The 23,938-nt window shown below is 59.8% G+C and carries 18 protein-coding genes; 2 read left to right on the top strand and 16 right to left on the bottom strand.

Features of this window, described 5'->3' with window-relative positions:
* The 15 genes from AC3IP0_RS23355 to yaaA form a co-directional block, all read right to left on the bottom strand.
* A complete protein-coding gene (locus AC3IP0_RS23355; RefSeq protein ID WP_489326019.1) occupies nucleotides 1-825 on the bottom strand; it encodes an SDR family oxidoreductase in 825 nt (274 codons plus the stop codon).
* Nucleotides 826-859: 34 nt separating this feature from the next.
* The gene (locus AC3IP0_RS23350) at nucleotides 860-1,324 is read right to left on the bottom strand and encodes a multidrug transporter (protein ID WP_489317157.1); all 465 of its coding nucleotides are present in this window, start codon (nucleotides 1,322-1,324) and stop codon (nucleotides 860-862) included.
* A gap of 290 nt (nucleotides 1,325-1,614) precedes the next feature.
* Nucleotides 1,615-3,066 (bottom strand): mannose-1-phosphate guanylyltransferase/mannose-6-phosphate isomerase, encoded by a 1,452-nt coding sequence (locus AC3IP0_RS23345; RefSeq protein ID WP_489317156.1) that lies wholly within the window; start codon nucleotides 3,064-3,066, stop codon nucleotides 1,615-1,617.
* A 125-nt stretch (nucleotides 3,067-3,191) separates the two neighbouring features.
* A complete protein-coding gene (locus tag AC3IP0_RS23340; RefSeq protein ID WP_489317155.1) occupies nucleotides 3,192-3,848 on the bottom strand; it encodes an alginate O-acetyltransferase AlgF in 657 nt (218 codons plus the stop codon).
* A gap of 14 nt (nucleotides 3,849-3,862) precedes the next feature.
* A complete protein-coding gene (locus tag AC3IP0_RS23335; protein WP_489317154.1) occupies nucleotides 3,863-5,038 on the bottom strand; it encodes an alginate O-acetyltransferase in 1,176 nt (391 codons plus the stop codon).
* An 11-nt stretch (nucleotides 5,039-5,049) separates the two neighbouring features.
* Nucleotides 5,050-6,615, bottom strand: a complete 1,566-nt coding sequence (locus AC3IP0_RS23330; RefSeq protein WP_489326017.1) for an MBOAT family O-acyltransferase — start codon at nucleotides 6,613-6,615, stop codon at nucleotides 5,050-5,052.
* 209 nt (nucleotides 6,616-6,824) lie between these two features.
* Nucleotides 6,825-7,949, bottom strand: a complete 1,125-nt coding sequence (locus tag AC3IP0_RS23325; RefSeq protein ID WP_489317153.1) for a mannuronate-specific alginate lyase — start codon at nucleotides 7,947-7,949, stop codon at nucleotides 6,825-6,827.
* An 8-nt stretch (nucleotides 7,950-7,957) separates the two neighbouring features.
* A complete protein-coding gene (locus AC3IP0_RS23320) occupies nucleotides 7,958-9,421 on the bottom strand; it encodes an alginate O-acetyltransferase (protein WP_489326015.1) in 1,464 nt (487 codons plus the stop codon).
* Between the two features lie 10 nt (nucleotides 9,422-9,431).
* Nucleotides 9,432-11,021: a mannuronan 5-epimerase AlgG gene (gene algG / locus AC3IP0_RS23315; protein ID WP_489317151.1), complete on the bottom strand. Its 1,590-nt coding sequence runs from the start codon at nucleotides 11,019-11,021 to the stop codon at nucleotides 9,432-9,434.
* Nucleotides 11,022-11,047: 26 nt separating this feature from the next.
* Nucleotides 11,048-12,532 carry an alginate export family protein gene (locus AC3IP0_RS23310; protein WP_489326013.1) on the bottom strand — a complete coding sequence of 495 codons (1,485 nt, stop codon included), beginning with the start codon at nucleotides 12,530-12,532 and terminating at the stop codon, nucleotides 11,048-11,050.
* On the bottom strand, nucleotides 12,529-14,031 hold the full coding sequence (algK, locus tag AC3IP0_RS23305) for an alginate biosynthesis TPR repeat lipoprotein AlgK (RefSeq protein ID WP_489317149.1): 1,503 nt from the start codon (nucleotides 14,029-14,031) through the stop codon (nucleotides 12,529-12,531). Before algK ends, AC3IP0_RS23310 begins: the two co-directional genes overlap by 4 nt.
* A 15-nt stretch (nucleotides 14,032-14,046) precedes the next feature.
* Complete coding sequence (locus tag AC3IP0_RS23300) at nucleotides 14,047-15,216, bottom strand: PilZ domain-containing protein (protein WP_489317148.1); 1,170 nt, start codon at nucleotides 15,214-15,216, stop codon at nucleotides 14,047-14,049.
* A gap of 36 nt (nucleotides 15,217-15,252) precedes the next feature.
* Nucleotides 15,253-16,734, bottom strand: coding sequence for a mannuronan synthase (gene alg8, locus AC3IP0_RS23295; protein ID WP_489326012.1), 1,482 nt, complete (start codon nucleotides 16,732-16,734; stop codon nucleotides 15,253-15,255).
* 169 nt (nucleotides 16,735-16,903) lie between these two features.
* Complete coding sequence (locus AC3IP0_RS23290; protein ID WP_489317146.1) at nucleotides 16,904-18,220, bottom strand: nucleotide sugar dehydrogenase; 1,317 nt, start codon at nucleotides 18,218-18,220, stop codon at nucleotides 16,904-16,906.
* Between the two features lie 824 nt (nucleotides 18,221-19,044).
* Nucleotides 19,045-19,824 (bottom strand): peroxide stress protein YaaA, encoded by a 780-nt coding sequence (gene yaaA / locus AC3IP0_RS23285; RefSeq protein WP_489317145.1) that lies wholly within the window; start codon nucleotides 19,822-19,824, stop codon nucleotides 19,045-19,047.
* A gap of 244 nt (nucleotides 19,825-20,068) precedes the next feature.
* Here yaaA and AC3IP0_RS23280 point away from each other — a divergent pair, with 244 nt between their 5' ends.
* On the top strand, nucleotides 20,069-21,193 hold the full coding sequence (locus AC3IP0_RS23280; RefSeq protein ID WP_489317144.1) for a polysaccharide deacetylase family protein: 1,125 nt from the start codon (nucleotides 20,069-20,071) through the stop codon (nucleotides 21,191-21,193).
* 336 nt (nucleotides 21,194-21,529) lie between these two features.
* Entirely contained in the window at nucleotides 21,530-22,924 is a 1,395-nt protein-coding gene (locus tag AC3IP0_RS23275; RefSeq protein ID WP_223440979.1) for a PhoH family protein, read from the top strand.
* 128 nt (nucleotides 22,925-23,052) lie between these two features.
* On the opposite strand, the gene AC3IP0_RS23270 is transcribed toward AC3IP0_RS23275, so the two are convergent.
* Nucleotides 23,053-23,496: an HIT family protein gene (locus tag AC3IP0_RS23270; RefSeq protein WP_489317143.1), complete on the bottom strand. Its 444-nt coding sequence runs from the start codon at nucleotides 23,494-23,496 to the stop codon at nucleotides 23,053-23,055.
* Between the last annotated feature and the right edge of the window lie 442 nt (nucleotides 23,497-23,938).

Here is a 23,938-nt window from a genome sequence, read left to right as displayed (position 1 = left end):
TCAGAGCTGCCCACGCAACCCGAACCGCTTCATCAACCCTGATTCGAGCAAACCTTTGGGCAACAAACCTGCCAGCAGCGGCAACGCGCGGCTGCCATTGCCCAAGCGAATCAGTCGCGGTGGCTTGTCCTGCTGCACAGCCTTGAGCAGTCCGGCGGCAAACTCATTGGCCGGGGTCGGGTTGTCCTGAGAGGCTTTGGCCCGGGCGCGAATGCCTTCGCGCAGCGCAAACCATGGCGACTGTTCGCTGATCAGTTGCTCGGCTTCGTGCCCGGCGTTCTTGGCGAAGCTGGAGGCGATGGCCCCCGGCTGGACTTCCATGACTCGCACACCGAACGGCGCCAGTTCCATGCGCAAGGCATCGCTCAAGGCATGCACGGCGGCTTTCGAGGCGCAGTAGGCGCCGGCGAATGGCGTGACCAACACACCCGAAACGCTGCCGATATTCACGACCAATCCTTTGCTCCGGCGCAGCACGGGAAACATCGCACGGGTGACGCCAACGACAGCGAATACATTGGTTTCGAACTGGCGCTGCATGGCCGGTACGCCGCCATCGAGCAGCGGCCCCATGGCGCCATAACCCGCGTTGTTGATCAGCACGTCGAGACCACCGCGCTCCTGGTTGATGCGCTCGCTCAACTGCTCAAGGGCAACACCGTCGTTTACATCAAGCTGCACGGCGGTAAACCCGGCAGCGCCCAGCATGGCGACATCTTCGGCCCTGCGCGCACTGGCCCAGACGTCATAGCCGGCGACCTTGAAGGCATCGGCAAGGGCGCGGCCAATGCCGCTGGAACAACCGGTAATCAACGCAACGGGCATGGCGCATTCCTTGTGCAAAAAAAGGGCGGAGGGATCAGTCGGAAAAACTACCCTGCAATCGCTCGGCGCGAAACTCCAGGGTTTCCGGACGGTAGCCAGGGCGCAGTGGCGGCAGCGGCAAGCAATCTTCCCAGTTGCCTCCGGCCTGCAGTTCGCCGGGGCCACGATAGCGCGGTGCGGTGTATTGATTGTCGGCCAGGTTCACCGTATCGCCCGGTGCATAAGCCGCGACCCGCCAGCGCAGCTCAGTCAGCGGCACGTCATTGCCGTTGTTCAGGGTCAATTGCAATGGGCGGTCGGCGGGGCATTGTTGTGGCGCGTAAGTGATGCGCAACTCCAGGCGTTGCAGTTGCTTGAGTTCGTGGTGGTCCATCCAGATGACCCAGGTCGCGACGATGCCCAACCCCGCGGCAGCCGCCAGGGATACGGGCAAGGCCTTGGCCGGATAGCGCAGTAACAGGATCACCCAGGTGATGACCAGCAGGACGCCGATGAACATGACGTGAAATCTCGGGAATAGAGAGGGTCATCCTACCTAAGCGCAGGTGGGGTTGGCGATGGGCGATTCGGTGGTGTGCTGACTGGCCCCATCGCGAGCAAGCCCGCTCCCACAGTGGACCGAGCCGAGCACAAAATCTGTTATCAACCCAATACCCTGTGGGAGCGGGCTTGCTCGCGAAGAGGCCAGTCGAGGCACTACAAAAACCCAGTGCAAAAAAAGCCCCCGCCCAGCCTGCTGCGGATAGGGAACGCAGCAGGCTGGACGAGGGCTTCTTGTTTTACTGAGCGTTACTGCGCGATGGTTTTCACCGCCACGCCACGCTCAACCGGCGTCGAGCGCCCGTAGATATCTTCAAACCGCTCGATATCGTCTTCGCCCAGGTAGCTGCCCGATTGAACTTCGATGATCTCCAACGGAATCTTGCCCGGGTTGCGCAAACGGTGAACCGAAGCGATCGGAATGTAGGTCGACTGGTTCTCGGTCAGCAGGAACACGTTCTCGTCACAGGTCACCTCGGCAGTGCCGCTGACCACGATCCAGTGCTCGGCGCGGTGGTGGTGCATCTGCAGCGACAGGCACGCGCCCGGTTTGACCGAGATGTGCTTGACCTGGAAACGGCCACCCATGTCCACCGAGTCGTAGGAGCCCCACGGACGGTAGACTTCGCAGTGGTTCTGGGTTTCAGTGCGGCCCAGTTCGTTGAGGGTGTTGACCATCTGCTTCACGCCTTGGACCTTGTCCTTGTGGGCGATCATCATGGCGTCCTTGGTTTCGACCACGACGATGTTTTCCAGGCCGATCACCGACACCAGCTTGCCGTTGCCGTGGATCATGCAGTTTTTGCTGTCCTGGATCACCACGTCGCCTTTGGTGACGTTGCCGTTGGCGTCTTTGGCATTCACTTCCCACAGCGACGACCAGCAGCCGACATCGCTCCAGCCCGCGGTCAGCGGCACGACGCAGGCGCGTTGGGTTTTTTCCATCACCGAGTAGTCGATGGAATTGTCCGGGCAGCAGGCGAAGGTGGCTTCGTCGAAGGTGATGGTATCGGCATCCTGATGGCTGCGTTCCAGGGTCAGCAGGCAGGTATCGTAGATGTCCGGATCGTGCTTCTTCAGCTCTTCGAGGAAGCGGCTGGCGCGGAACAGGAACATGCCGCTGTTCCAGAAGTAACCGCCGGACTGGACGAACTCGGTAGCGCGCTTCACGTCGGGTTTTTCGACGAAGTGCGAGACGCGGCTGACGCCTTCAGGCAGCAGCGAGTCGTTGGTCGACTTGATGTAGCCATAACCGGTTTCCGGCTTGGTGGCCGGCACGCCGAACAGCACCATTTCACCGTTTTCGGCGGCGACGGTGGCCAGGGCCAGGGCGCGTTGCAGGGCTTTCTGGTCTTCCAGTACGTGGTCGGCCGGCAGCACCAGCATCAGCTCGTCGCGACCTTCACTGACCAGCATCATCGCAGTCAGGGCCACGGCCGGCGCGGTGTTGCGACCGAACGGTTCCATCAGGATGCGCTGGGACTCCAGCTTGCGGGCCGCCAATTGCTCGTTGACGATGAAGCGGTGGTCCTTGTTGCAGACCACGATTGGCGAATCCATGCCTTCGAACACCAAGCGTTCCAGGGTTTGCTGGAACAGGGTGTGTTCGCCGGTCAGGGCCAGGAACTGCTTAGGGAATTGTTTACGGGAAAGCGGCCAAAGACGTGAGCCACTACCACCTGACAAGATCACCGGAATCATGTTGTTACTCCTTGAATATCGATTGGTTAGAGCTACTGCGTTCTGTCGTTTCACTCTTGTTTTTGTTCCGTGTCCCGGCTGACGCTGCGATTCAGTGTGGGAGCGGCGTCAGCCAGGCAAATCGTTTAGCGCGTCGACACCGGGCGCTTCACCCAGACCGGCGACAGGCTGCTGCCGCTGCCGGTGACGTACAGCACCGCGGCTTCACCGCGTTCCAGGGCCACTGGCTTCACGTCGCCGACTTTGGTGGTGCCGTCATACAGCGCCAGGCTGACCTTCACCGGGTTGATTTCACGCTCGCCGCGACCCTTGGGCGCAACGTTCGGGACCACGTCGGTCTTGCCGTCGGCGGTCTTCAGGGTCAGCGCCTTGTCGCTGAGGTTTTGCACGCGTACCAGGGACTTCTGCTTGTTCTTGAACGGCGGCTCTTCGATCAGTTGCGGTGCGCCACTGGCGTTGTTGACCAGGGTGTAATAGTGGTCGCCGGCCAGTTTCACCGGCAGGCTCTGGCTGCCGACCTTGGCGCTGTAGTCGCCGCCCGGCATGAAGCTGAAATCACTGCTCGCCAGTGGCGCGACGTCGCTCAGGTTGGTGCTGCCGACGGTCGCGCTGACTTCCGCGTTGCTGGCGTTGTAGATGCGCACGAAGGTCGAGCCTTTCGGCGCGGTCGGGCCATACAGGGCGGCGTCGCCTGCGGCGAATGCCTGTACCGACAGCACGCTGAGGCCGGCAACCAGGGCAAAGCTTTTAGCGAGACGACGAGGAGTTGTAGTGAAAGTCATGGTGTACCTCTCTTTCAGTTTTGCGCCCGGTCGGGCGTCTCGGATTTAGTGTTTGCAGCTACGTTTTGTTGGCGGGCGCCGGCTTGTTTAAGCTCTGCGACCCACTGCGGGTCGGCGTCGCCGATTTCGTTGTTCACAGGCAGATATCGTTCAGGGAACTCCCAGATCAGCACCTGTGGCGGGCTGTTCTTGAAGGCGTCACTTTTGAGGTAGCTGAGCATCGGCAGAATCGGGCCGTGGCCGTCTTCGGCGTAATTGACCACGTCGCTGTTCAGCGCTTGCTTGAGCGCACCCACAAAATTCCAGCTGGGGTTGGCGCTGTAGCTGGTGCCGATCAGGGCCACCGGCACTTCGGTGTTGGCGAACAGCGCGTCGTCGCCGGCGGGCTGATCTTCAGCCGCGACCGTATTGCGCTTTTGCAATTGCTCCTGTTTAGGCATCAGGTTTTCGAACAGCGGGTCCAGTGGCAGGAACAGACGCAGGTCGCCCTTGTGCGTAATGGTTTCCGCAGGTTCAGTGACGAAACGCTGCGGCTCGCCGCTCAGCGGGTACTTGTCGGCGATGGTCCTGGCCAGATGGTTGGCGGCGATCTCGGCGCCTTGCGGGGTCCAGTGGGTGTCGGTGCGCAGGAACACTTGCTGGCCATTCTGCTTGGCCTGTTGCAGCGGGCCGAGCAGGTCAGGGGCCGGAATCCGGTCGGCGGCCAGGCGCTGGTGGAAGTCCTTGTAGAGGTTGGCGTGGATGCTCGCCGGTTTCACTTCACCGAGGTGTTCCGGGTACAGGCGCACCTTGGCCGGCACCACCGCCATCACCAGTTGCACGCCTTTCTCTTTCAAGGTCTGGCGTACGCCTTCGACCAGCGCGTAGTTGCCTTGCAGGTTCAGCTCTTCGTTGACCACCGGGTGGAATTCTTCATCGCTGTACAACCACTGGTCGCGACCGAGCACCACGCCCGGACGACCTTCGTTGAACAGTTTGAAATCCAGCGCGGCCCAGAGGTTGGTGCCCAGGCGCTTGATCGGGAACTCGTCGTCGTAGTGCGTTTCCACGGCTTTGCTCCAGCGGCCGTTGAGCACCGTCGCATCGGCGTTGGTGCTGAAGCCGAAGAAGCTGCGCACCGACCACAGACCGAGCACCAGCAGGGTCACCAGGAACAGCGCGATGTAGAAGATGCGTAATGAGCGGGTCATGGTCAGATCCCTCAGAACTGGAAGTAAAGGAACGGCGAGAAGCTTTGCGCCGAGAGTTTGAGAATCGAGGCGATGAACAGCAGCAGCACCAGCGCACGCATTACGTAACGCGACCAGTCAGCGGTCCAGTAGGCCGGTTGCACCTGGGCTTCGACGCCGACGGTGTAGCCAGGCTGGTGGATGCTCGCCGGGTTATCCCCAGGCACGGCCTTGATGGTTCCCGGTGTCGCAGCGGCCGGGCCATCAGAGTCGACGTTCACAGCGGGTTTGGTCTTGACCGGAGGCTGATTGGTGTAGAAATCCCGCAGGCCGAAGAACGCCAGGGTTACGTAGGCCACGATCAGGGTCGCCACTTGCAGACCGGTGAGGCTGGCCTGGTTGAGTTCCGACAGCGACCAGTCGCCGAAGCTGAACATCGCGCCGTACATGCGCCCGGCGACGTGCAGGTTTTCCGCGCGGAAGATCACCCAACCCATCACCACCAGCAGGAAGGTCAGTGCCCAGCGGATCGGGTTGATGCTGCGTGGCGAGGTGTTCAAGCCGATGGCTTTTTCAATCGCCAGCCACATGCCGTGCCACGCACCCCAGACGATGTAGGTGATGTTCGCGCCGTGCCACAGACCACCCAGCAGCATGGTCAGGAACAGGTTGCGATAGGTCATCAGCGTGCCCTTACGGTTACCGCCGAGGGTGATGTACAGGTAGTCACGCAGCCAGGTCGACAGGCTGATGTGCCAGCGCCGCCAGAACTCGGTGATCGACTGGCTGATGTACGGCTGCTTGAAGTTTTCCATGAAGCGGAAACCCATCATCAGGCCCAGGCCGATGGCCATGTCGCTGTAACCGGAGAAGTCGAAATACAGCTGCGCGGTGTACGCCAGCGCGCCGAGCCAGGCATCGCCCGTGGTCGGGTTTTGCAGGGCGAAGCAATGGTCGGCCACCACCGCCAGGGTGTCGGCGATGAAGACTTTCTTGATGAAACCCTGCATGAACCGCGTGCAGCCCTCGGAGAACTTGTCGAGGGTGTGGGTGCGGTTGTTGAACTGATCGGCCAGGTCGCGAAAACGCAACACAGGGCCGGCGATCAGGTGCGGGAAGATCGCCACGAACGCCGCGAAGTCGATCAGGTTGCGGGTCGCCGGGGTGTCGCCACGGTAGACATCGATGATGTAGCTGATGGACTCGAAGACGTAGAACGAGATCCCGATCGGCAGCAGTACGTGGGTCAGGATGAAAGGCTCCAGGCCCACCGACGTCATCATTGCGTTGATGCTGTCGACGCCGAAGTTGGCGTACTTGAAGTAACCGAGGATGCACAGGTCGACAGCCACGCCGAGCAGCAGCCAGCGCTGTGCCGGTTTGGTCCTGACCCCGGCGGCCCCGACTTTCAGGCCGATCCAGTAGTTCCACAGCGTGACGCCGGCGAACAGCGCGAGGAAGTCCACACGCCACCAGGCGTAGAACACGTAACTGGCAATCAGCAGCAGCAAATTGCGATAGCGTTGCCCGCTCAGGTAGTACAAGCCGAGGAAGATCGGCAAGAACAAAAACAGGAACACGTTGGACGAAAAAACCATCCCGATCTCTCCTTGTTTGAACCAACAGTCAAGGGCCAACGGCCCCCCCAAACCCCCCACAAAAATCCGGGGGGCTAACTCACAAAACCTACTTTCGACACCGACCCTGTAGGAGCTGCCGAAGGCTGCGATCTTTTGATCTTGATCTTTAAAAAGCAGGATCAAAAGATCGCAGCCTTCGGCAGCTCCTACAGGGGGGTGTGTCTGGTCTAGGAACCCTTGCTGCCCTTTTCATTGGCCGGGTCGTAGACCTTGGTCAGGTCACCGCCAAGGCGGAAGGTCTTGAACGGTTGCATCTTGTGCTTCTTCGCCAGCACCTCGGGCGAGCAGGTGTAGAGCGAGCAGAACGGTTCGAGCCAGGCGAATTTCATGTCCTCTTTCAGGTCGGTCATGTCCTGTTCCTTGCCGTTCTTTTCCTCGAACTCATCCGGGTCTTTCACCCCGGACAGCACCCGGTCACCCAGGCGTTTGAGTGCGCCATTGTTTTCCTGACGCAAGTCCACACCGTTGACCTGGGCGAAACTGGCGATCATCGCCAGCGGCGGCAGGGCGTAGTTGTGGTAGGCCAGGGCCCGTTGCTGACGCTTGAGTTCGTTGGGCAGGTAGCCGTCGGCGTCGACCTGGTTGGCGCCGACCTTGTATTCCTTGACCGCCCAGTCGAACAGGTCGCGGCGGTTGGTGGCGACGGAAGTGGCCATCACCGACCAGGCGGCCCAGTACGAGTGGTTGTTGGTCTGGTCGAGCGGCAGGTTGTCCCAGTCGCTGACCACCTGGTCGGCCATCTTGCTGAACCAGGCTTCGATCAACTGCGCTTGCTGCTGATGGGTGGCCAGCGGGTGGGAGTCGGAAAACTTCAGGCGGATATACGCCGAAGCCATGCTGCCCAGCGCCCATTTGCGCATCGACTTGCCGGTGTGGTTGAAGTCCTTGGACATCAAGGCATCGGCCTGGGCCCAGGCCGTCAGCCAGCTCAGCGTGCATTCCAGTTGTTCCGGGCGGCCGTCACGCATGAACTGCATCACGCGCTTGCTGATGCCGCGCTCGATCTTGGTGATGTCGGCGGTGCTTTCGCGGAAGGCTTTTTCCGACTGCTCGTTCAGGGTCGCGCGGGCCTTGTCCGAACCTTCGTACTTGCTGCGAAATTGCAACGAGCCGGTGTACGGCGTCGGCATTGCATCGCAGCCTTCGCTCTTGTCGCCCGTCTTGAATTTATCCACAGGCGCAAAATAGCCCTGGGGTGGACGCAGTGGCGCAGCCGCTTGCGTGGCCCCGGCGAACATCGCCAGGCTCAAGAGCGTCGGTGCCAACAGTGTTGAAAATTTCGGATAGTGCATAGCAGACCTCATTGCCCGACCGAAGCAGTACGCTGTTCGGCGCCCGGGAATACGTTGCGTTTGCAGATTTTCGCTTCGACTTTCTGTGGCGCGGCACCCGCTTGTTCCGGGCCCTGGACTTCGACGGCCAGCAGGTTCTGCGAGGCCCAGTCTTCGTCCGTGCGCAACTCGAAGGCGAAACGCCCGTCAGTCTCGGAGGTTTCCGGTTTGTCGATCTTGATGTCCTCGTGGCGACCGTTCATGTACCAGAGGGTGGCTTGCAGGGTTTTCACCGACGTGTCGGCGAAGCGGATGTCGACCTGGTGGCTAGCGTTGCGCAGGTCCAGGTTCTTGCTGTTGACCATCAACTCGTTTTTGCCCGGCTTGAGCGTGGCGCTGCCGGACATCTGTGCATCCTTGCCTTCGCAACCATTGTCCAGCAGCGCCATCATCTGGCGGTAGATGGTTTCCTGGTCGAGGCGGTACAACGGCGAGAATTCCCAGATGAGAATCTTCGGCGGGTTCTTCTGGAACTCGTCGCTGCCCAGGTACTGCAGCATCGAACCTTCCAGGCCACCGCCGGGGAACGCCACGTTGAGGATGTCGGCGCCGATGGCCTCTTCGAGGAAACCGGCGAAGTTGTAGTTCTTGCCACTGTGGGAGGTACCCACGAGGGTGATTTGCGGGTTACCGGATTCGCCGAACAGATCGCCATCGCCCGCTTCGCCCTTGGGCTCGGTGGTGAACTGATCCATGTACTGGATCGCGTAGCTGGTGCCACAGAGTTGACCGGCCATGTTGTGCAAGGTTCCGGTCTTGCCCATGCGCCCCGACTTTTTGGTCTCGAATTCGCGCTTGGGAATGTCGGCGAACTCGGGCAATTGCTTGACCTTCTCGGCGACGATTTTCGCCGTGCGCTGGGCACCGTACGGGGTCCAGTGCTGGTCGCCACGGAAGTAGAAATCGTGGGCGGGCAGGGTGTCGGGCAACGACTCGTTGGTGAGCGGCGACAGGTCCGGAACGACGTAGCCCATCTGCGCGAAACGACCGAGCATGGACTTGTAGTTCCTCAGCGCCTTGTCGAAGTCGAAGCTGGCTTTTTCCGCCGGGTTGAGCTTGTTGCGGTTCACCAGGCCACGGGTCGGCTGGTACACGACAACCAGTTCCACGCCTTTGCTCTTGAACGCATCGTGCAGTTGTTTCATGCGTTTGTAGCCGGCGGGCGTGGTGTCGAACTCGGTACGCAAGTCTTCTTGCGTACGGAACAGCCAGTCGCCCTGGGCCTGTACCAGCGTGGTGAAGTTCTGCTGATAACGGGTGGTGTAGTTCTTCGCGTCGTGGGCGGCCGGGCACAGGCTGCAGCAGGGTTCGGCTGTGAATTTTGGTGGGCTTACTTTACCGGCAACCTCATCGGCACGCGCGCCGCCGCTGGCCGCGAGAATGCCGGCGGTCAGGGCCGACAGGCTGAGTAATTTGATCAAGTGTGGGTGCATAAGATTATCCTCAGTCCCGCATTTCGGTCTGGCGTTCGACAGGGTCGATCAGCACGGCTTTCTGCTGGCGCACCAGCAGGTCGAGAATTTCATCCTGGCGCTCGCCAAGAATGCCGGTGAAGCTGATGCCGCTGGATTTGGTCGGTGCGAGCATGGACACGCGATACAACTCGACACTCAACGGCGAGTCGATGGACAGCGGTCCGCTGCCGTTGGCCGCCAGCTCACCGCCGACCACGATCAGCGACACCTGGGCGTCGAACGGGTCGAGCTTGATGTCACGGTCGGTGTTGCTCAGGTCCTTGATGTGCCCGTAGACACCGGTCAGGCCGTTGGCCATGGCGACGTTTTCGTACAGGCGAATGTTCACGCTGTTACGAATGCGGATGCCGTGGCGGCGGTTGCTGACGACTTTGTTGCCCCACAGCAGGTTGTCGGCACTCTCGTAGAGGGTGATGCCGTCGGTGTGGTTCTGGTAGATCTCGTTGTGGGCGATCAGGTTGTTGACGCTGTTACGGTCGATCACCAGGCCTGACAGCTTGTTGTCGTAGCTGCGGTTGTTGAAGATGAAGCTGTCGTTGACCTCACGGGAAATAATGATCCCGTGCTTCTTCTTGGTCCCGTACACCGTGTTGTCGGCAATGATCAGACCGTGGGAACGGTCGTGCGGGTCAATGCCGTAGACGATGTTGTCTTTGTAGGTGTTGCCCTTGACCACGAAGTCGCGGGTCTCATAGCAGTAGAAGCCGTACCACATGTCCGAGAATTCGGAGCCGACGATCCAGCCGGTCGGCTCAGGACGCTTGAGCACCTTGGCCATGTTTGGCGTGTACTGGGAAATACTCACGCCGTAGGACTTACTGTTGGCATAGCCGAAACTGGCGATCTTGCTGTTGGCGATGTAGGTCTCGGTGCCGCCCCAGGACAGCAGGAACGGACGGAATTCCTTGGGCGAGTTGAACGTCGCCGGGCCGTTGTCCTTCTCGCGCCAGCCAGTGATCTTGGTATCGCGTACGAACAACTGGCCGTCGTTGACCAGGAACGCACCGGCCTCCTGGGACAGGCGCAGTTCCTGGGTCTGCTTGTCGATTTCCAGGATGCCGTGACGACCGACCACGATCGGCAACCGGGAGAGGAACACACCTGGCGAGGTTTCGCTGAAGTACTGCTTGGGCAGCTTCTTCGCCAGGTCCTTGAGGTTCATGTAGCCGTCGTCGACGAAGATCGCCTGAGGGATGCCGTGCTGACGCACCACCCACTCGGCCATCTTGTTGTCGCCACCGATGAAATCCTTCAGGGCGTCTTCCTGCATCATCCGGCGCACGCTGATCTTGCCGGCCTTGCTGCGCACGATTTTCGCGGCGATGGCCTCAGCGGTGTAGCCGGAAACGTCCGGCAGTTTCGGCGTGGCCAGTTCCAGCGGCGCGGTCGGTGCGCTGCTGACGGTGTAGGTCTTGGCCTGTTGCAGCTCCTTGGCCACGGTCGCAGGCTTCGCCGGTGCCACATTGGCCGGCTCCACATTGGCGAAGCCAGTCGCACTGGCCAGCAGCATCGCGCCGGCCAACAGGCTGATCGAGCCTTTTCGGGCTGGATGATTCATCTGGGAGACTCCCTTCGCAATGTGCATCAGAAGCGCCAGATCACGTCGATGAACGCGCGGTGCATGTACGAATCGACTTCCTTGCCGTACGCATCGCCTGGCTTGAACACGCCACCACGGAAGCGCACCAGGGCCGACGGCTCATCGATCGCCTGACTCATCGACGCCGGCAACAAGCCTTGCTTGAAGTACTTGGTCACCACCAGGTCCATTTCCTGACCGAGGTCTTTCTCGCCATCGTTCAGCGGCAAGGACGTGCTGGAGAGGATCGCGCCGGTCACGTCGTCGGTGTTGTTCTGCACGGCGTCGATGCCGTTGCTGCCGACCGGCTTGTTGCCGTCGACGCGCCAGAATTTGTGGTAGATCAGGCTGGCGTCGTATTCGTCGTTGAGCATCCACGAACCGAACAGGGTGGCGCTCTGCATGTTGTTCATTTCGCCACGGAAGGCCTCGCCGAAACGGTGCACGCGCGAGCGGGTACCGGTGTAGTTCGAGCGGTTACTTTCCAGACCGTTCTGTTCATAGTCTTCGCTGGCGCGAGCGTAGGCCGCACCGACTTGCCATTGCGGATCGAGGCGCAGGCGAACACCCAGGTCGGTGGCCCAGCCATCGACATCGCCGCTGCGCTTGGCTTGTGCGGGAGCGGTGCCATCGGCGTTCAGCGGGTTGACCGTGTCGCGGTCGCCGCTCATGCCGGTGATGCTGCCCCAGTAGTTGACGGTGTTGGTGTTGCGCCAGTTATAGGCGTCGCTGTCGGCGGTGAGGCCGAGCCAGCTGATGTCGCCGTTCTGTTTCTTGTCCAGCGAATCGCTCGGCACGCCCGGTTGTGCGTAGTCGAGTTTGCCGTCGTCGTGGGTGTGATGACCGCGAATGCCGACCCAGTTGCCCGGTGTCCACTGGTACGCCGCATCGGCGTAAGCGTGCAGGCGATCCTTGTCCTCTGGCGCGAGCTCCTTGAGGTCGGTGCGGTACTCGCTGAAGCGTTCGGCGATACCGACGTTGGCGCGCAACAGGGTGGTGTCGAAGGTCCAGTTCAGGGCTTCGATGTTGGTGTCGCGCCACTGGCCGTCGTCGTTGCGCAGGCGCTGGCGACCGAGCTTCAGGATCTCGCCAGGGTAAGGCGTGAAGCCGCTGTAGCCGACCCAGAACTCACGCATGGCCAGGTAGTTTTTCTTGGTCTCGCGATCACCGTTGTCGGTGTTCTCGGCGCCATCGGATTGTTGCAGGGTGTCGGTCTCGATGATGTCGGTGGACGTCACCGCCTGACCCATGGCGTAGGCGCTCCACGCGCCACTTTCGCCGTAGACCCATGGACGCAGGTCGAGGCCGACGCCGTTGACGTCGCCGCCGGGAGCGGTGCCGAGGTCGCGGTCATCTTCGGACTGGCCGGTGATTTTCACGTCCAGGCCGAAGTTCTTGGTTTCTTCAGTCATCGCAGCAAGCGTCGGGCAAGACCAGATCAGCGCGAATGTCAGGCCGATGCCGGCCTTCATGAATGGATTCAACTTCATTGGGATTCCTCGCCATCTTCTTCTTGCAGGGCATGCAGTTCCGGCGTGTTCGGGCTCAGGGCACCGCGCACGGCCTGTTCTTGTTTCAACAGGCGTTGGGCTTCGGCCAACCGGTCGGGCGGCAATTGCGTTTGGATTGTTTGCGCAAGCTCGGTGGCTTGCGGAGTGTTCTGGGCCAGGGCCAGTTGGCTGAAGACGTACGCGTTCAGCGGATCAGGCTTGGTGCCCTTGCCTTGGGAAAACAGTTGGGCAATGGCGAAGTCGGCGCTGTTCTGGCCGTTGCGCGCAGCGGTCAACAGATGGTCGAGGGCCTTCTGCGGATAGACCTTGCCCAGGTAGCCACGGCGATAGATCTGGCCGAGGTAGTAATCGGCAGCGACTTCGCGGCCGACGGCTTTCTGGAAATGCGCTTCGGCGACCTTGGCATCGGCCGGCACCAGTTTGCCTTCGAAGTAGAGCTTGCCCAGCAACAGCTCGGCGCGGGGCTGGTCGGCGGCGCGACCGTTGTCCAGGTACTTCATCATCTGGTCGACGTCGCCGAGTTCCGGGAAGTCGTAGAGCAATTGCGCGAGGGTGACCCACGACGCCGGGTAACCCGGTGCGATCGGTTCGAGCAGCGACTGCGCGGTTTTCTCGTCAGTCTTGCCCAGGGACGCATCGGCGAGCACGCGGGCGACGCTGTCGACGCGCTGCGCCGAAACGGTGCCTAGGGCATGAGCCGCTTGCATCTGCTTGATCAGCTCGGCCTGTTGCTCTGGCTTGGCCTGTTTCTGATAGACCGTGGCCAGTTCGACGTAGCAGATATCGCTGATGTTGAGCGCGGCCTTGCAGATTTTTTCCACGTCATCCAGATGCTGGTCGTAGGTGCCCTGGGTGCGATAGAGCAGCACCTGCGCCAGACCCGCTTCCGGTTTGTTTTCGGCACGCCATTGGCTGATCTGCTGCTGCGCGTTCACGTTGGGGAAGCTGTGCGGGTATTGCAGGTACAGCATCGCCAACGGGATCAGCGTGTTGCCTTCGCCTGCCGCAGCGGCTTTTTTCAACAGGGTTTCGGCTTCGTGTTGTTCCGCTTCGGTGGAGCCGGGCTTGGCCACCAGCAGGCGACCGAGGCGTGCCTGGGCGCGCGGCGAAACGCTGGCCGCAGCGCGGTAAGTCGCCTCGGCCTGTTTCATCTGCGCCGGGTCACGGCTGTCGACCTGGATATCGGCCAGGCCGACCTGCGCTTCGCTGTAGCCCAGGTCTGCCAGTTGCCGGTAGTTCGCCGCGGCAGTGGTGGTGTCGCCACGCTTGAGCGCTTCGTTGGCCAGGCGCTGGTCGGGCAGGCCGGCGCAGCCGCTGAGGCTGACCGCCAGCGCCAGTGCACACAACGCATACCCAGTGTGGGAGCGAGCCTGCTCGCGAAGCAGGCGACTCGGTGCATCAGACAGACCGCGTCGATCCCATCGCGAGCAAGCTCGCTCCCACAGGGTCGGCGGCGTGTTGAGGGTTGGAGTAGTCACAGGCATGTCCTCGACTTAAAGACCGACAGCCATGGCTTTGTCGATCAGCCAGTTCAGGTTCGGGCCACGGTCGCTGTTCACTTCCACCGGGCGGCCGGCGAGGGAGCTGTCCAGGGTTTCGTCCGGCTGGATCAGCACGCGGATGTCCGAAGACAGGTCGGCGCTTTTCAGGCTGGTGCTGCTGACGATCTTGCCGGTGCGGCTCTTGTCCTCGCCGGCGATCTGGAAGCGCACCGAAGTACCCGGGCGCACGTCGCCGAACTGGCGATAGGAGAAGCGCGCTTCAACATTGGCTTCGCCGCCCCGCGGGACCAGTTGGAAGATCACGTCGCCTTTGCTGGCGTACTGACCGTTGGCGACCATTTGCTGGGCCACGGTGCAGTCGCAAGGCGAGGTCAGGGTGCCGGTCATCTGCTTGCCGAACAGTTCTGCAACCTTGGCCGGTTGCAGTTGGTCTTCGTCCAGATGGCCCTTGAGCACGTCGAGCATGCTGGTGCTGAAGGTCGCCAGCGGTGCGCCCTTGGCGGCCACGCCGTCGGCTTTCACCAGGCTCTGCACGGTGCCGTCGCGGGGCATGGTGATGTTCACGCCCGGCACGCTGACCAGGCCGGCCTGGGCGTGACTGACGAAGTACATGCCGTACACCGATTTGAAGACAAAGCCGAATGCAGCCACGCCGACAACGAAGATCCCCAGGCTGAAGGTCACGGCTTTCAGGCGTCCGAACGCGGACATGCCGTGGCCGCCGTCCTTGACCTTGCGCGCCTTGGTGAAGTTGTCGCGCTGCAGGGTCGCCAGCATTTCACCCACGCTGACGATGTCGCCCGCCAGGTGCGAAGTGATCAGGTGGCGCAGGGTCGAGATGTCCCGTGGTTCCAGGTTCTGGAACTGGCAGCCGGCGCGTCCGGTCTCGCGGTCGAAGGAGCGGACCTGCAACTCGACGTCCATGGCCAGGCCGAGGTTGTCGATGACGAATTGCAGGCGGGCCTTGTACACGTCACCCATCTTCAGCGGCAATTGACCGGCGTTGAAGGCCAGGCCACCGGCGGACAGGTCGATCACCCGGGCTTCGACCGGCGTCCGGTCAGGGCCGAAGAAACGCAACTTGGCCGGGATTTTCACTCGGGCGTGTTGGCGCTGGGCTTCGGATTCGTGCACTACGTTGGCGTTGACGGCGGTATTCATAGGGGGCGTTTTCCTAGTTAATTCAGGCGAGTTCGGTCAGACCATCAACAGCAGCACGGCGACAAAAATGCTGCCGGCAGAGAAGGTCATGGTCCGAGACGACCAGGTGTTGAACCAACGTTGAAAGCTGGCGAGATCACGGGTCAGAGAAGTGGGTTGGCGAGTCCAGGACTGTTGGTCGAGGCGGAAGAACACGTAGATCTTCACCAGCGCGCCGACGATCTGGTTGTAATAGAGAATCGCCGGGTAGGCCGGGCCGATCCGGTGTCCGGAGCACGACAGCAACAAGGTCAGGATGAACCGGGTGATGCCGATCCACAGCAGGTACACCAGGATGAACGCGGTGCCGTACTTGAAGCTGGCGATCAACGCCACGGTCAGGCCCAGCAGCGAGGTCCACATCGACACGCGCTGGTCGAACAGCACCACCGAAGTGAACACGCCGAGGCGTTTGATCCCCAGGCCCAGGGCGCGGGAGTTCTGCCGCAGGTTGTTGCCGTACCAGCGGAACATCAGCTTGCGACTGGCCTTGATGAAGCTCTTTTCCGGCGGATGCTCGACGGTGTTGATCGCCGCGTCGGGCACGTAGAAGGTGTCGTAGCCCAGGCGCATCAGGCTGAACCAGCTCGACTTGTCGTCGCCGGTAAGGAACTTGAAACGACCCAGGCGCCAGTGTTGCAGCGAGTCGCTTTCCACGTCGGCGATGAACTCCGGGTTGGTGACCACGGTGGCACGGAACACCGACATCCGCCCGGTCATGGTCAGCACGCGCTTGGACAGGGCCATCGAGCACATGTTGATGTGACGCTGGGCGAAACGCAGCTTGTGCCATTCGCTCATGATGTAGCCGCCGCGCACTTCGCAGAACTCGTTGGTGGTCAGGCCGCCGACGTTGCCGAACAGCTGGAACCACGGCACGGTCTTGCGCACCGTGCCTTCGCCGAGCACGGTGTCGCCATCGATCACCGCGACCACGGCGCGATCATCCGGCAGGTGCCGGGAGATGGCGCGGAAGCCGTAGGCCAGGCCATCGCGCTTGCCGGTGCCGGGAATACGCACGAAGTCGAGCTTGACCCGGGACGGCGGGTTCATCCGTTTCCACAGGCTTTTGACCAGCAGCTCATCGGACATTTCCACGATGGAGCAGACCACGGTGGTCGGCAGGCCGCAGTCGATGGCTTCGCGGATCACCGAGCTGTAGACCTGCGCGGTGGTCAGGGCGTCGATGCGGAAACTGGTGACCATCAGGAACACGTGGGACGGGTCAGCCGCTTTGCCCAGCTTGCGCACTTTGCGCCGCAGGTGCGGGTAGACGATGTACAGAAAAATCATGCCGCGCACAAAGTGCGTGGCACCCATCGAGTAGCGCCAGATACCCACGGCGCCAATCAGGAAAATGAAGTCCTTCGACTCGGAGTCGAACGTGGACACGGGCAACGCCATGGCGAGGCCCATCAGTAAACTCAGGTAGAACAGCCAACCGGCGGCCTGGAGTAGGCCGTGCTTTAGCCTGTGCATAATCTGCATCCGTCTCGATCTCGGGCGAGCCTTTGGGGTGGCCCGATGGGGTTTAGGCAGGCGTAGAAAGCAGCCCGTAGGAGCTGCCGCAGGCTGCGATCCAGGGATCCCTGGCGCCCGTGAAGGCGCCAAAGGATCGCAGGCTTCGCCAGCTCCTACGGAACCGTGGTTACCAGCAAATGCCTTCAGTGCGGGCAGTTGTGCTGGTGGCCTTGGACATGAAACCAACCAGGTCGATCACCTGCTTGCCGTGTGGAACGTCCTGCACCAGGGCGCGGAATTTCTCGTCACGGTTGCCGAGGATGATCACGTCGGAGTTGTTGATCACCGCGTCGAAGTCGGAGTTCAGCAAGGACGAGACGTGAGGGATCTTCGACTCGATGTAATCCTTGTTCGCACCGTGAACGCGGGCGTACTCGACGTTGCTGTCGTAGATGCTCAGGTCATAGCCCTTGCCGATCAGCATTTCCGCCAGGTCGACCAGCGGGCTTTCGCGCAGGTCGTCGGTGCCGGCCTTGAAGCTCAAGCCCAGCAGGGCGACTTTGCGTTTGTCGTGGCTGGAAACGATGTCGAACGCGTTCTGCACCTGGGATTCGTTGCTGCGCATCAGCGAGTTGAGCAACGGCGCTTCCACGTCCAGGGAACCGGCGCGGTAGGTCAGGGCACGCACGTCTTTTGGCAGGCACGAGCCGCCGAAGGCGAAGCCTGGGCGCATGTAGTACTGGGACAGGTTGAGGGTCTTGTCCTGGCAGACCACGTCCATGACTTCGCGGCCGTCGACGCCGACCGCCTTGGCGATGTTGCCGATTTCGTTGGCGAAGGTGACCTTGGTAGCGTGCCACACGTTGCAGGTGTACTTGATCATCTCGGCGACCGCGATGTCCTTGCGGATGATCGGTGCGTCGAGCTCTTCGTACAGCGATTGCAGAACGTCGCCGGACGCCTTGTCGAATTCGCCGATGACGGTCATTGGCGGCTGGTCGTAGTCGGCGATCGCGGTGCTTTCGCGCAGGAACTCAGGGTTCACGGCCACGCCGAAATCAACGCCGGCCTTCTTGCCGGAGCAGTCTTCGAGAATCGGGATGACCACGTTGGCCACGGTGCCCGGCAGCACGGTGCTGCGTACGACGATGGTGTGGCGGGTGGTCTTGTCACGCAGGACAAAACCGATTTCGCGGCACACGGCCTCGATGTAGTTCAGCTCCAGGTCGCCGTTCTTCTTGCTCGGCGTGCCCACGCAGATCATCGACAGGTCGGTGTCGCGAATCGCCTCGGCGAAGTTGGTGGTGCCACGCAGACGACCTGTCTGGATGCCCTGGGCCAGAAGTTCACCCAGGCCCGGTTCAACGATCGGCGATTTGCCGGCATTGATCATATCGATCTTGTCTTTGGCCACATCGACGCCAACGACGTCATGGCCCCGTGCAGACAGGCAACCGGCACATACTGCGCCGACGTAACCCAAACCAAAAATGCTGATGCGCATCGCAATTACCTCTCTGTTATCAAGCCTGTATACATCAAGCCATTAGATGGCCGGAGTTAATGGTGTTCAGCGTGTTTAGTGCACTCGCAAGTGTGCCTTTCAGGCACGAAAATGCCCTGTGCTGGCATATAAGTTACGAGTGTCTAAATAAATGCACTCAAGGTGTGCGCAACTAGGCCTTGTTGTTATGATTTGCCCTGTTATGTAGCCGATCCTCCTTTCAGAAGGATGCAGGTGCAACGGCCTTGCACGCTTGATGTCAGGCCGAAAGCCCGTGGATCAAGCGGTTGGGTGCTCGGGTGAGCACGTTTATAGGGGCGCTGTCGTGGCCTTGTAGGGGATAGTCATACCGCGTTATCTCCTGTCCGATTGCTGTTGTCCAAATCAGTGATTAGTCAGCGCAAGTTTGTATTACAACTTCGCTACATGAATCGCTTATCTGCGTAAGTTATCTCGTACACGCTCGGCGAGAATCGTTACCGGTGGTATGAGCGGCGCGTTTGGACATAGTTCCAGTCCGCTCATCGCGAAATCTGAAATTTCTTGAAATATTGAGAAAGATGGCACTGCTCTCAAACTGATAGCACTTGCCGTTTCGCCCTTTATATATAGGCGGATCATTGGGCGGGATATTTTTGTGCCACTACTGTTAAAAAAAGTCAGTGCCACTACGCAAAAAAATGATTGAAGTCGAGTGAAACTAAAGTTAGAAAACCGCTTGGTATTTTTCTGGCGCCATAAAAATGGCGAAAAGGCGGGGAAGGCTGAAGTGAGTCAAGGGTCGGCGCACTAGGGTGGTGGAGGTCGTGCGCCGACCGGATGCATCACTCTGGTGCGTGATCGCGCAGAAACACCAGATTGTCCGGCTTGGACTGTTCGGCGCTGTAGCGATAGCCTTGAGCGTCGAACTGCTTGAGGGTGGCCGGGTCGTTGATGCGTTCTTCGATGACGAAGCGGCTCATCAAGCCGCGGGCCTTTTTCGCGTAGAAGCTGATGATCTTGTACTGGCCGTTCTTCAGGTCCTTGAATTCGGTATTGATGATGCGCGCGTTCAAGGCATTGCGCTTGACCGCCGAGAAGTACTCGTTGGACGCCAGGTTGAGCAGCACGTCATCGCCTTGATCGACCAGGGCTTCGTTCAGCCATTCGCTGATGCGCGTACCCCAGAAGGCATACAGATCCTTGCCCCGGGCGTTGGCCAGCCTGGTGCCCATTTCCAGGCGATAGGGTTGCATCAGGTCCAGCGGGCGCAGCAGGCCATAGAGGCCCGAGAGCATGCGCAGGTGTTTTTGGGCGTAATCGAAATCGGCTTCGCTGAGGGTTTGCGCATTCATGCCGGTGTACACATCGCCCTTGAAGGCCAGCAGCGCCTGCTTGGCGTTTTCCGGGGTGAACGCGGGCGTCCAGCTGCCGAAACGCGCGGCGTTGAGCCCGCCGATCTTGTCGGAGACGTGCATCAACTCGCTGATTTGCGCGGGCGTCAGCTCGCGCAATTGCAGGATCAACTCCTGGGAGTGGTCGAGGTACTGCGGCTGGGTGAAGCGCTGGGTCGCCGGCGGTGTTTCATAGTCGAGGGTCTTGGCGGGTGAAATCACCATCAGCATGAAGTCGTCTCCTTTAATCGTGGCGGCGATTCTAGGGGGTTGTTGGTGTTGACTCCAGCTATCGAGGCTATAGGTGATCGGTGGTGCCATGGGACAAGATCGCAGCCTCGCTTCGCTCGACAACTCCTACGGGACCGGGTTGGCTCAAAAATGGAATCGGATCGCGTAGGAGCTGCCGTAGGCTGCGATCTTTTGATCTTCCCGGGATATAGTGCCGCGCGGGTTTTGTTATGGAGACATCCCATTGCGTATCGCTTTTCTCATCTCGATCTGGCTACTGAGCTTCGGCGCCATCGCGGCCCCGGGCGATGTGGCGACGCTCGATCGCAGCACCTGGCCGGAAAAACTCGGTAACCCGACGCTGTTCGACGTGGCGTCGAGGGCCGAGATCCTCATGTTTTCCAGTGTCCTGTTGGCCAGCGAGGCGCTGGATGAATCCGCCCTGGCCCAGCGTCTGGGCTTGCGCACGATCAATCTGGAGTCGGTCAACCGGGTTCGCCAGCGCATGTGGCAACGGCTGCTGGCCAACTACAACTTCGCCCAACAGAGCTGCGACCAGGATGCTTCCTTCTGTTTTCTGGTCGAGGACATGCCCACCTTGCGCGAGCAGGCTGCCAAATTCCAGGTCGGCGCAGACAGCTACTACATCAAGTGGGCCGAGCCGAGCCGTGTGTTCCACACCCAGTACCTGGACGAACAGTTGCGCAAGGCCGCTTTGTTCCCGCAAACCAGCAGCGAAGTCGATCATTTTGGCGACTATGAGCGCAGCGGCGACGGGATGCATGACCGGCTGTTTCTGCTGACCTTCGACAGTGCCGCCAACGCCGTACCGGATAACACCGCCTGGGTCACCGAGTACCTGCGCAAGTCGAACCTGAGCGGGACGTTCTTCGTCCTCGGCAAGGACATCCAGGCGCGTTTGGCCGAGCATTCGGTGAGTAACCTGCAAGCGACCTACTCGAGCCAGTGCATCGGCGTACAAGGCTGGGAGTTCCGTTCTCACAGCCACTGGCAGGACTGGCAGGACTCGGTGCGCCGCAGCGCCGAACTGGTCAAAAGCAAGTTGCCGGAGAACTACGTGCCCCTGTTCCGTCCACCCGATGGCCAGCGCCGTTCAGATGCCGAAGGCTTCTTCAAGACTCAGGGGCTGCAGGTAGCGTTGTGGGATATCGATGCCCAGGACGGTGCCGGCAAACTCAAGGGCAACCCGAGTGCGCAACGGGTGCTGACCTTGATGCTGCTGTGGCGGCACGGGGTGATCAATTTCAATGCGAAACAGGATGCAGTGAAAACGGCGTTGCCGTGGCTGGTCGCGCAAACGGCGCCTGTCGGGATCGGCTGGGAGGATTGCCAGGATGCGTTTCGCTGAAAATGACAAAACCCCGTAAACATTGGGTTTTTGGCAATTTTGGAAGGGGATTCGTTGCAGGTGGACTTCCGACTGTAAACGGGTGATGGCAGTCCGCCAAGTGCTATCGGTCATTCTGAAAAATAAATTTCAAAAAAGCGTCAAAGTACTTTTTTCTGTCACACGTTTTGGAGTATTACGAAGACAGACCGCCGAAACCTGCAACACAGGTGGCGTCTTCCAAGACCCCGCATGTATGCAGAACACTTGAGTCCCCGCAGGTGTATTCGGCAGTCACTTCGAGGCGCAGCACCGCCAAGGTATTGCGTCGAATGGCTCCCACAAAGGTGACCGAGTATGGATGATCACGGACGTAGCTCTTCTTCCAACCAGCCAATCCTTTATGTACTCGATACCAACGTATTGATTCACGATCCAAACGCGCTGCTTAACTTCGAAGAACACCACGTCGCGATCCCGATGACCGTGCTTGAAGAGCTCGACAAGCTCAAGAGCGGGCATCACAGCGTAGCCGCCGAATGCCGCCAGGCCATCCGCCTGATCGACAAGACTCTGGGCGATGCCTCACCCGAGGATGTCGAGCAGGGTGTGCCGATCCAGCGTGGCAAAAGCGGACCCAAGGGTTTGCTGTCAATTCTGATGAGCAAGCATGCCGAGCCGAACCTGATTCTGCCCGAGCACCTGAACGACAACAAAATCATCAATCAACTGATCGACCTGCACGCGCGCGACCCGAAGAAGCCCGTGGTGCTGGTCACCAAAGACATCAACATGCGCCTCAAGGCGCGCGCCTGCGGGATCGCGGCCGAGGACTACAGCACCGACCAACTGGTCGATGACGTGTCCTTGCTGCCCAATGGCTACCACAACATGACCGGCTCTTTCTGGGACCGCGTGAGCAAGGTCGAAACCCGTCAGGACCACGGCCGCACCTGGCATCAGGTGCAATTGATCGACAACCTGCCGGCAGTGCACATCAACGAATTCATCATTGATGAACAGGGCTTTGTCGGCTGGATCAAGGAGATTGAAGAAGACCGCTTGCTGATTCTCGACCTGCACCAGGAACCGCTGCTGCACCAGGAAGCCTGGGGCCTTAAACCGCGTGATATCTATCAGAGCCTGGCGCTGTATGCCTTGCTCGATCCTGACATCCACCTGGTCAACCTGTCGGGTGCCGCGGGTTCGGGTAAAACCATCCTTGCGCTGGCCGCTGCGATCGAGCAGACCATGGTCAGCAAACGATATCGCCGCATCATCGCCACCCGTAGCGTGCAGGGCCTGGACCAGGAAATCGGTTTCCTGCCCGGCACCGAGGCGGAAAAAATGGAGCCGTGGCTGGGCGCCATCACCGACAACCTCGAAGCCTTGCACATGGATGACGAAAGCACCCATGGCAGCGTCGACTACATCCTCAGCAAAGTGCCGTTGCAGTTCAAATCCCTCAACTACATCCGGGGCCGCAGCTTCCAGCAGAGTCTGATCCTGATCGACGAATGCCAGAACCTCACGCCGCACCAGATGAAAACCATCATCACCCGTGCCGGCGCCGGTTCCAAAGTGGTGTGCCTGGGCAACCTGGCGCAGATCGATACTCCTTACCTGTCCGCGACCAGCTCCGGGCTGACCTACCTCACTGAACGCTTCAAGGACTTCCCGAACGGGGTGCACATCACCCTGCAAGGGGTACCACGCTCGATCCTGGCCGAATACGCCGAAACGCATTTGTAACTGTCCACCGGAACCGGGCGGCCCTACAGCCGCCCGGTTTTTTGTACGCGACGAAAAGGCCGTGCCTCTGGGCAGACTCAATACCGATGAATGTGTTTCTGCAAAGCCTGGGGCGAAAGCAGTCTTGTTTACAGAGATTGCGAAAAATAGCCCTTGAGGGTTTCCGTCAGAATTGATTGAGCGTTCAATACCTCTTGGGTCGGCTCAGGCTGTGAGCTACTAAACTTTTTTCGCGTCCAGCTGAAAAAGAAGGGGCCATCAATAATGCGTTCATTGTGTTCCGACAAATATAATTTGGTCACGGAGGCATACCTGGGGAAAACATGAAAATGTAGCTCATGATTGAGCTCGGAAATACGCATTATGTATATTTTCTCAGGAGAAAATAGAGTGTTTAAAGCTCGCTCCGTAAATGCCAAACCTTTCATCAGCTCAGCACTTTCCGTCGAACTTAACTCTTCCAGTTTAAATATCTTCCGCTTGAGAGAAATAATCATGTAGCCCGGGATGTCACAGTCCCGGCAGTGAGAGATTACGATGTGTTTTCCTGAGTAAATTGTCCGCGCTGACATGACTAGCCTCCCGTGTGCCACCATGGTTGACGTGTAGGACCTGCCCCGTTGAGCTGCTGCCGGAGGTCAGTAGAAAAAACCTAATGCGATACCTCAGTACTGAGATTTTTAGAGTCGTTAGCTTTGTTGGTCAGTTTTTCTCGAATTAACAAATCGGTCTAACATTCAATTGTAGGAAGTTTCATGGCGGGCCATGAGTGCGTACTTACGGAAAATTCTCACGTCGAGATTTGTTATAAAATAATCAGTAACTTATCGGCTGGTGCACCAATTAAAACTGATCGGTGATGGCAGAAAAAGCGAATACTTAGTAGGCTTTTGTTACATTTCTTTCTGTTGTTTGGTATGACTTTAATTTGTGTTTTTAAAACTTAATAAGGAATCGCATCTGAAACTGTCCACCGAGTCCGGGCGTATGAGGAACCTGTGGGAGCGAGCTTGC

This window comes from Pseudomonas sp. GL_103, from assembly GCF_057835175.1.
The sequence above is the reverse complement of the archived record's forward strand: the minus strand, read 5'-3'. Positions and strand labels throughout refer to the sequence as shown.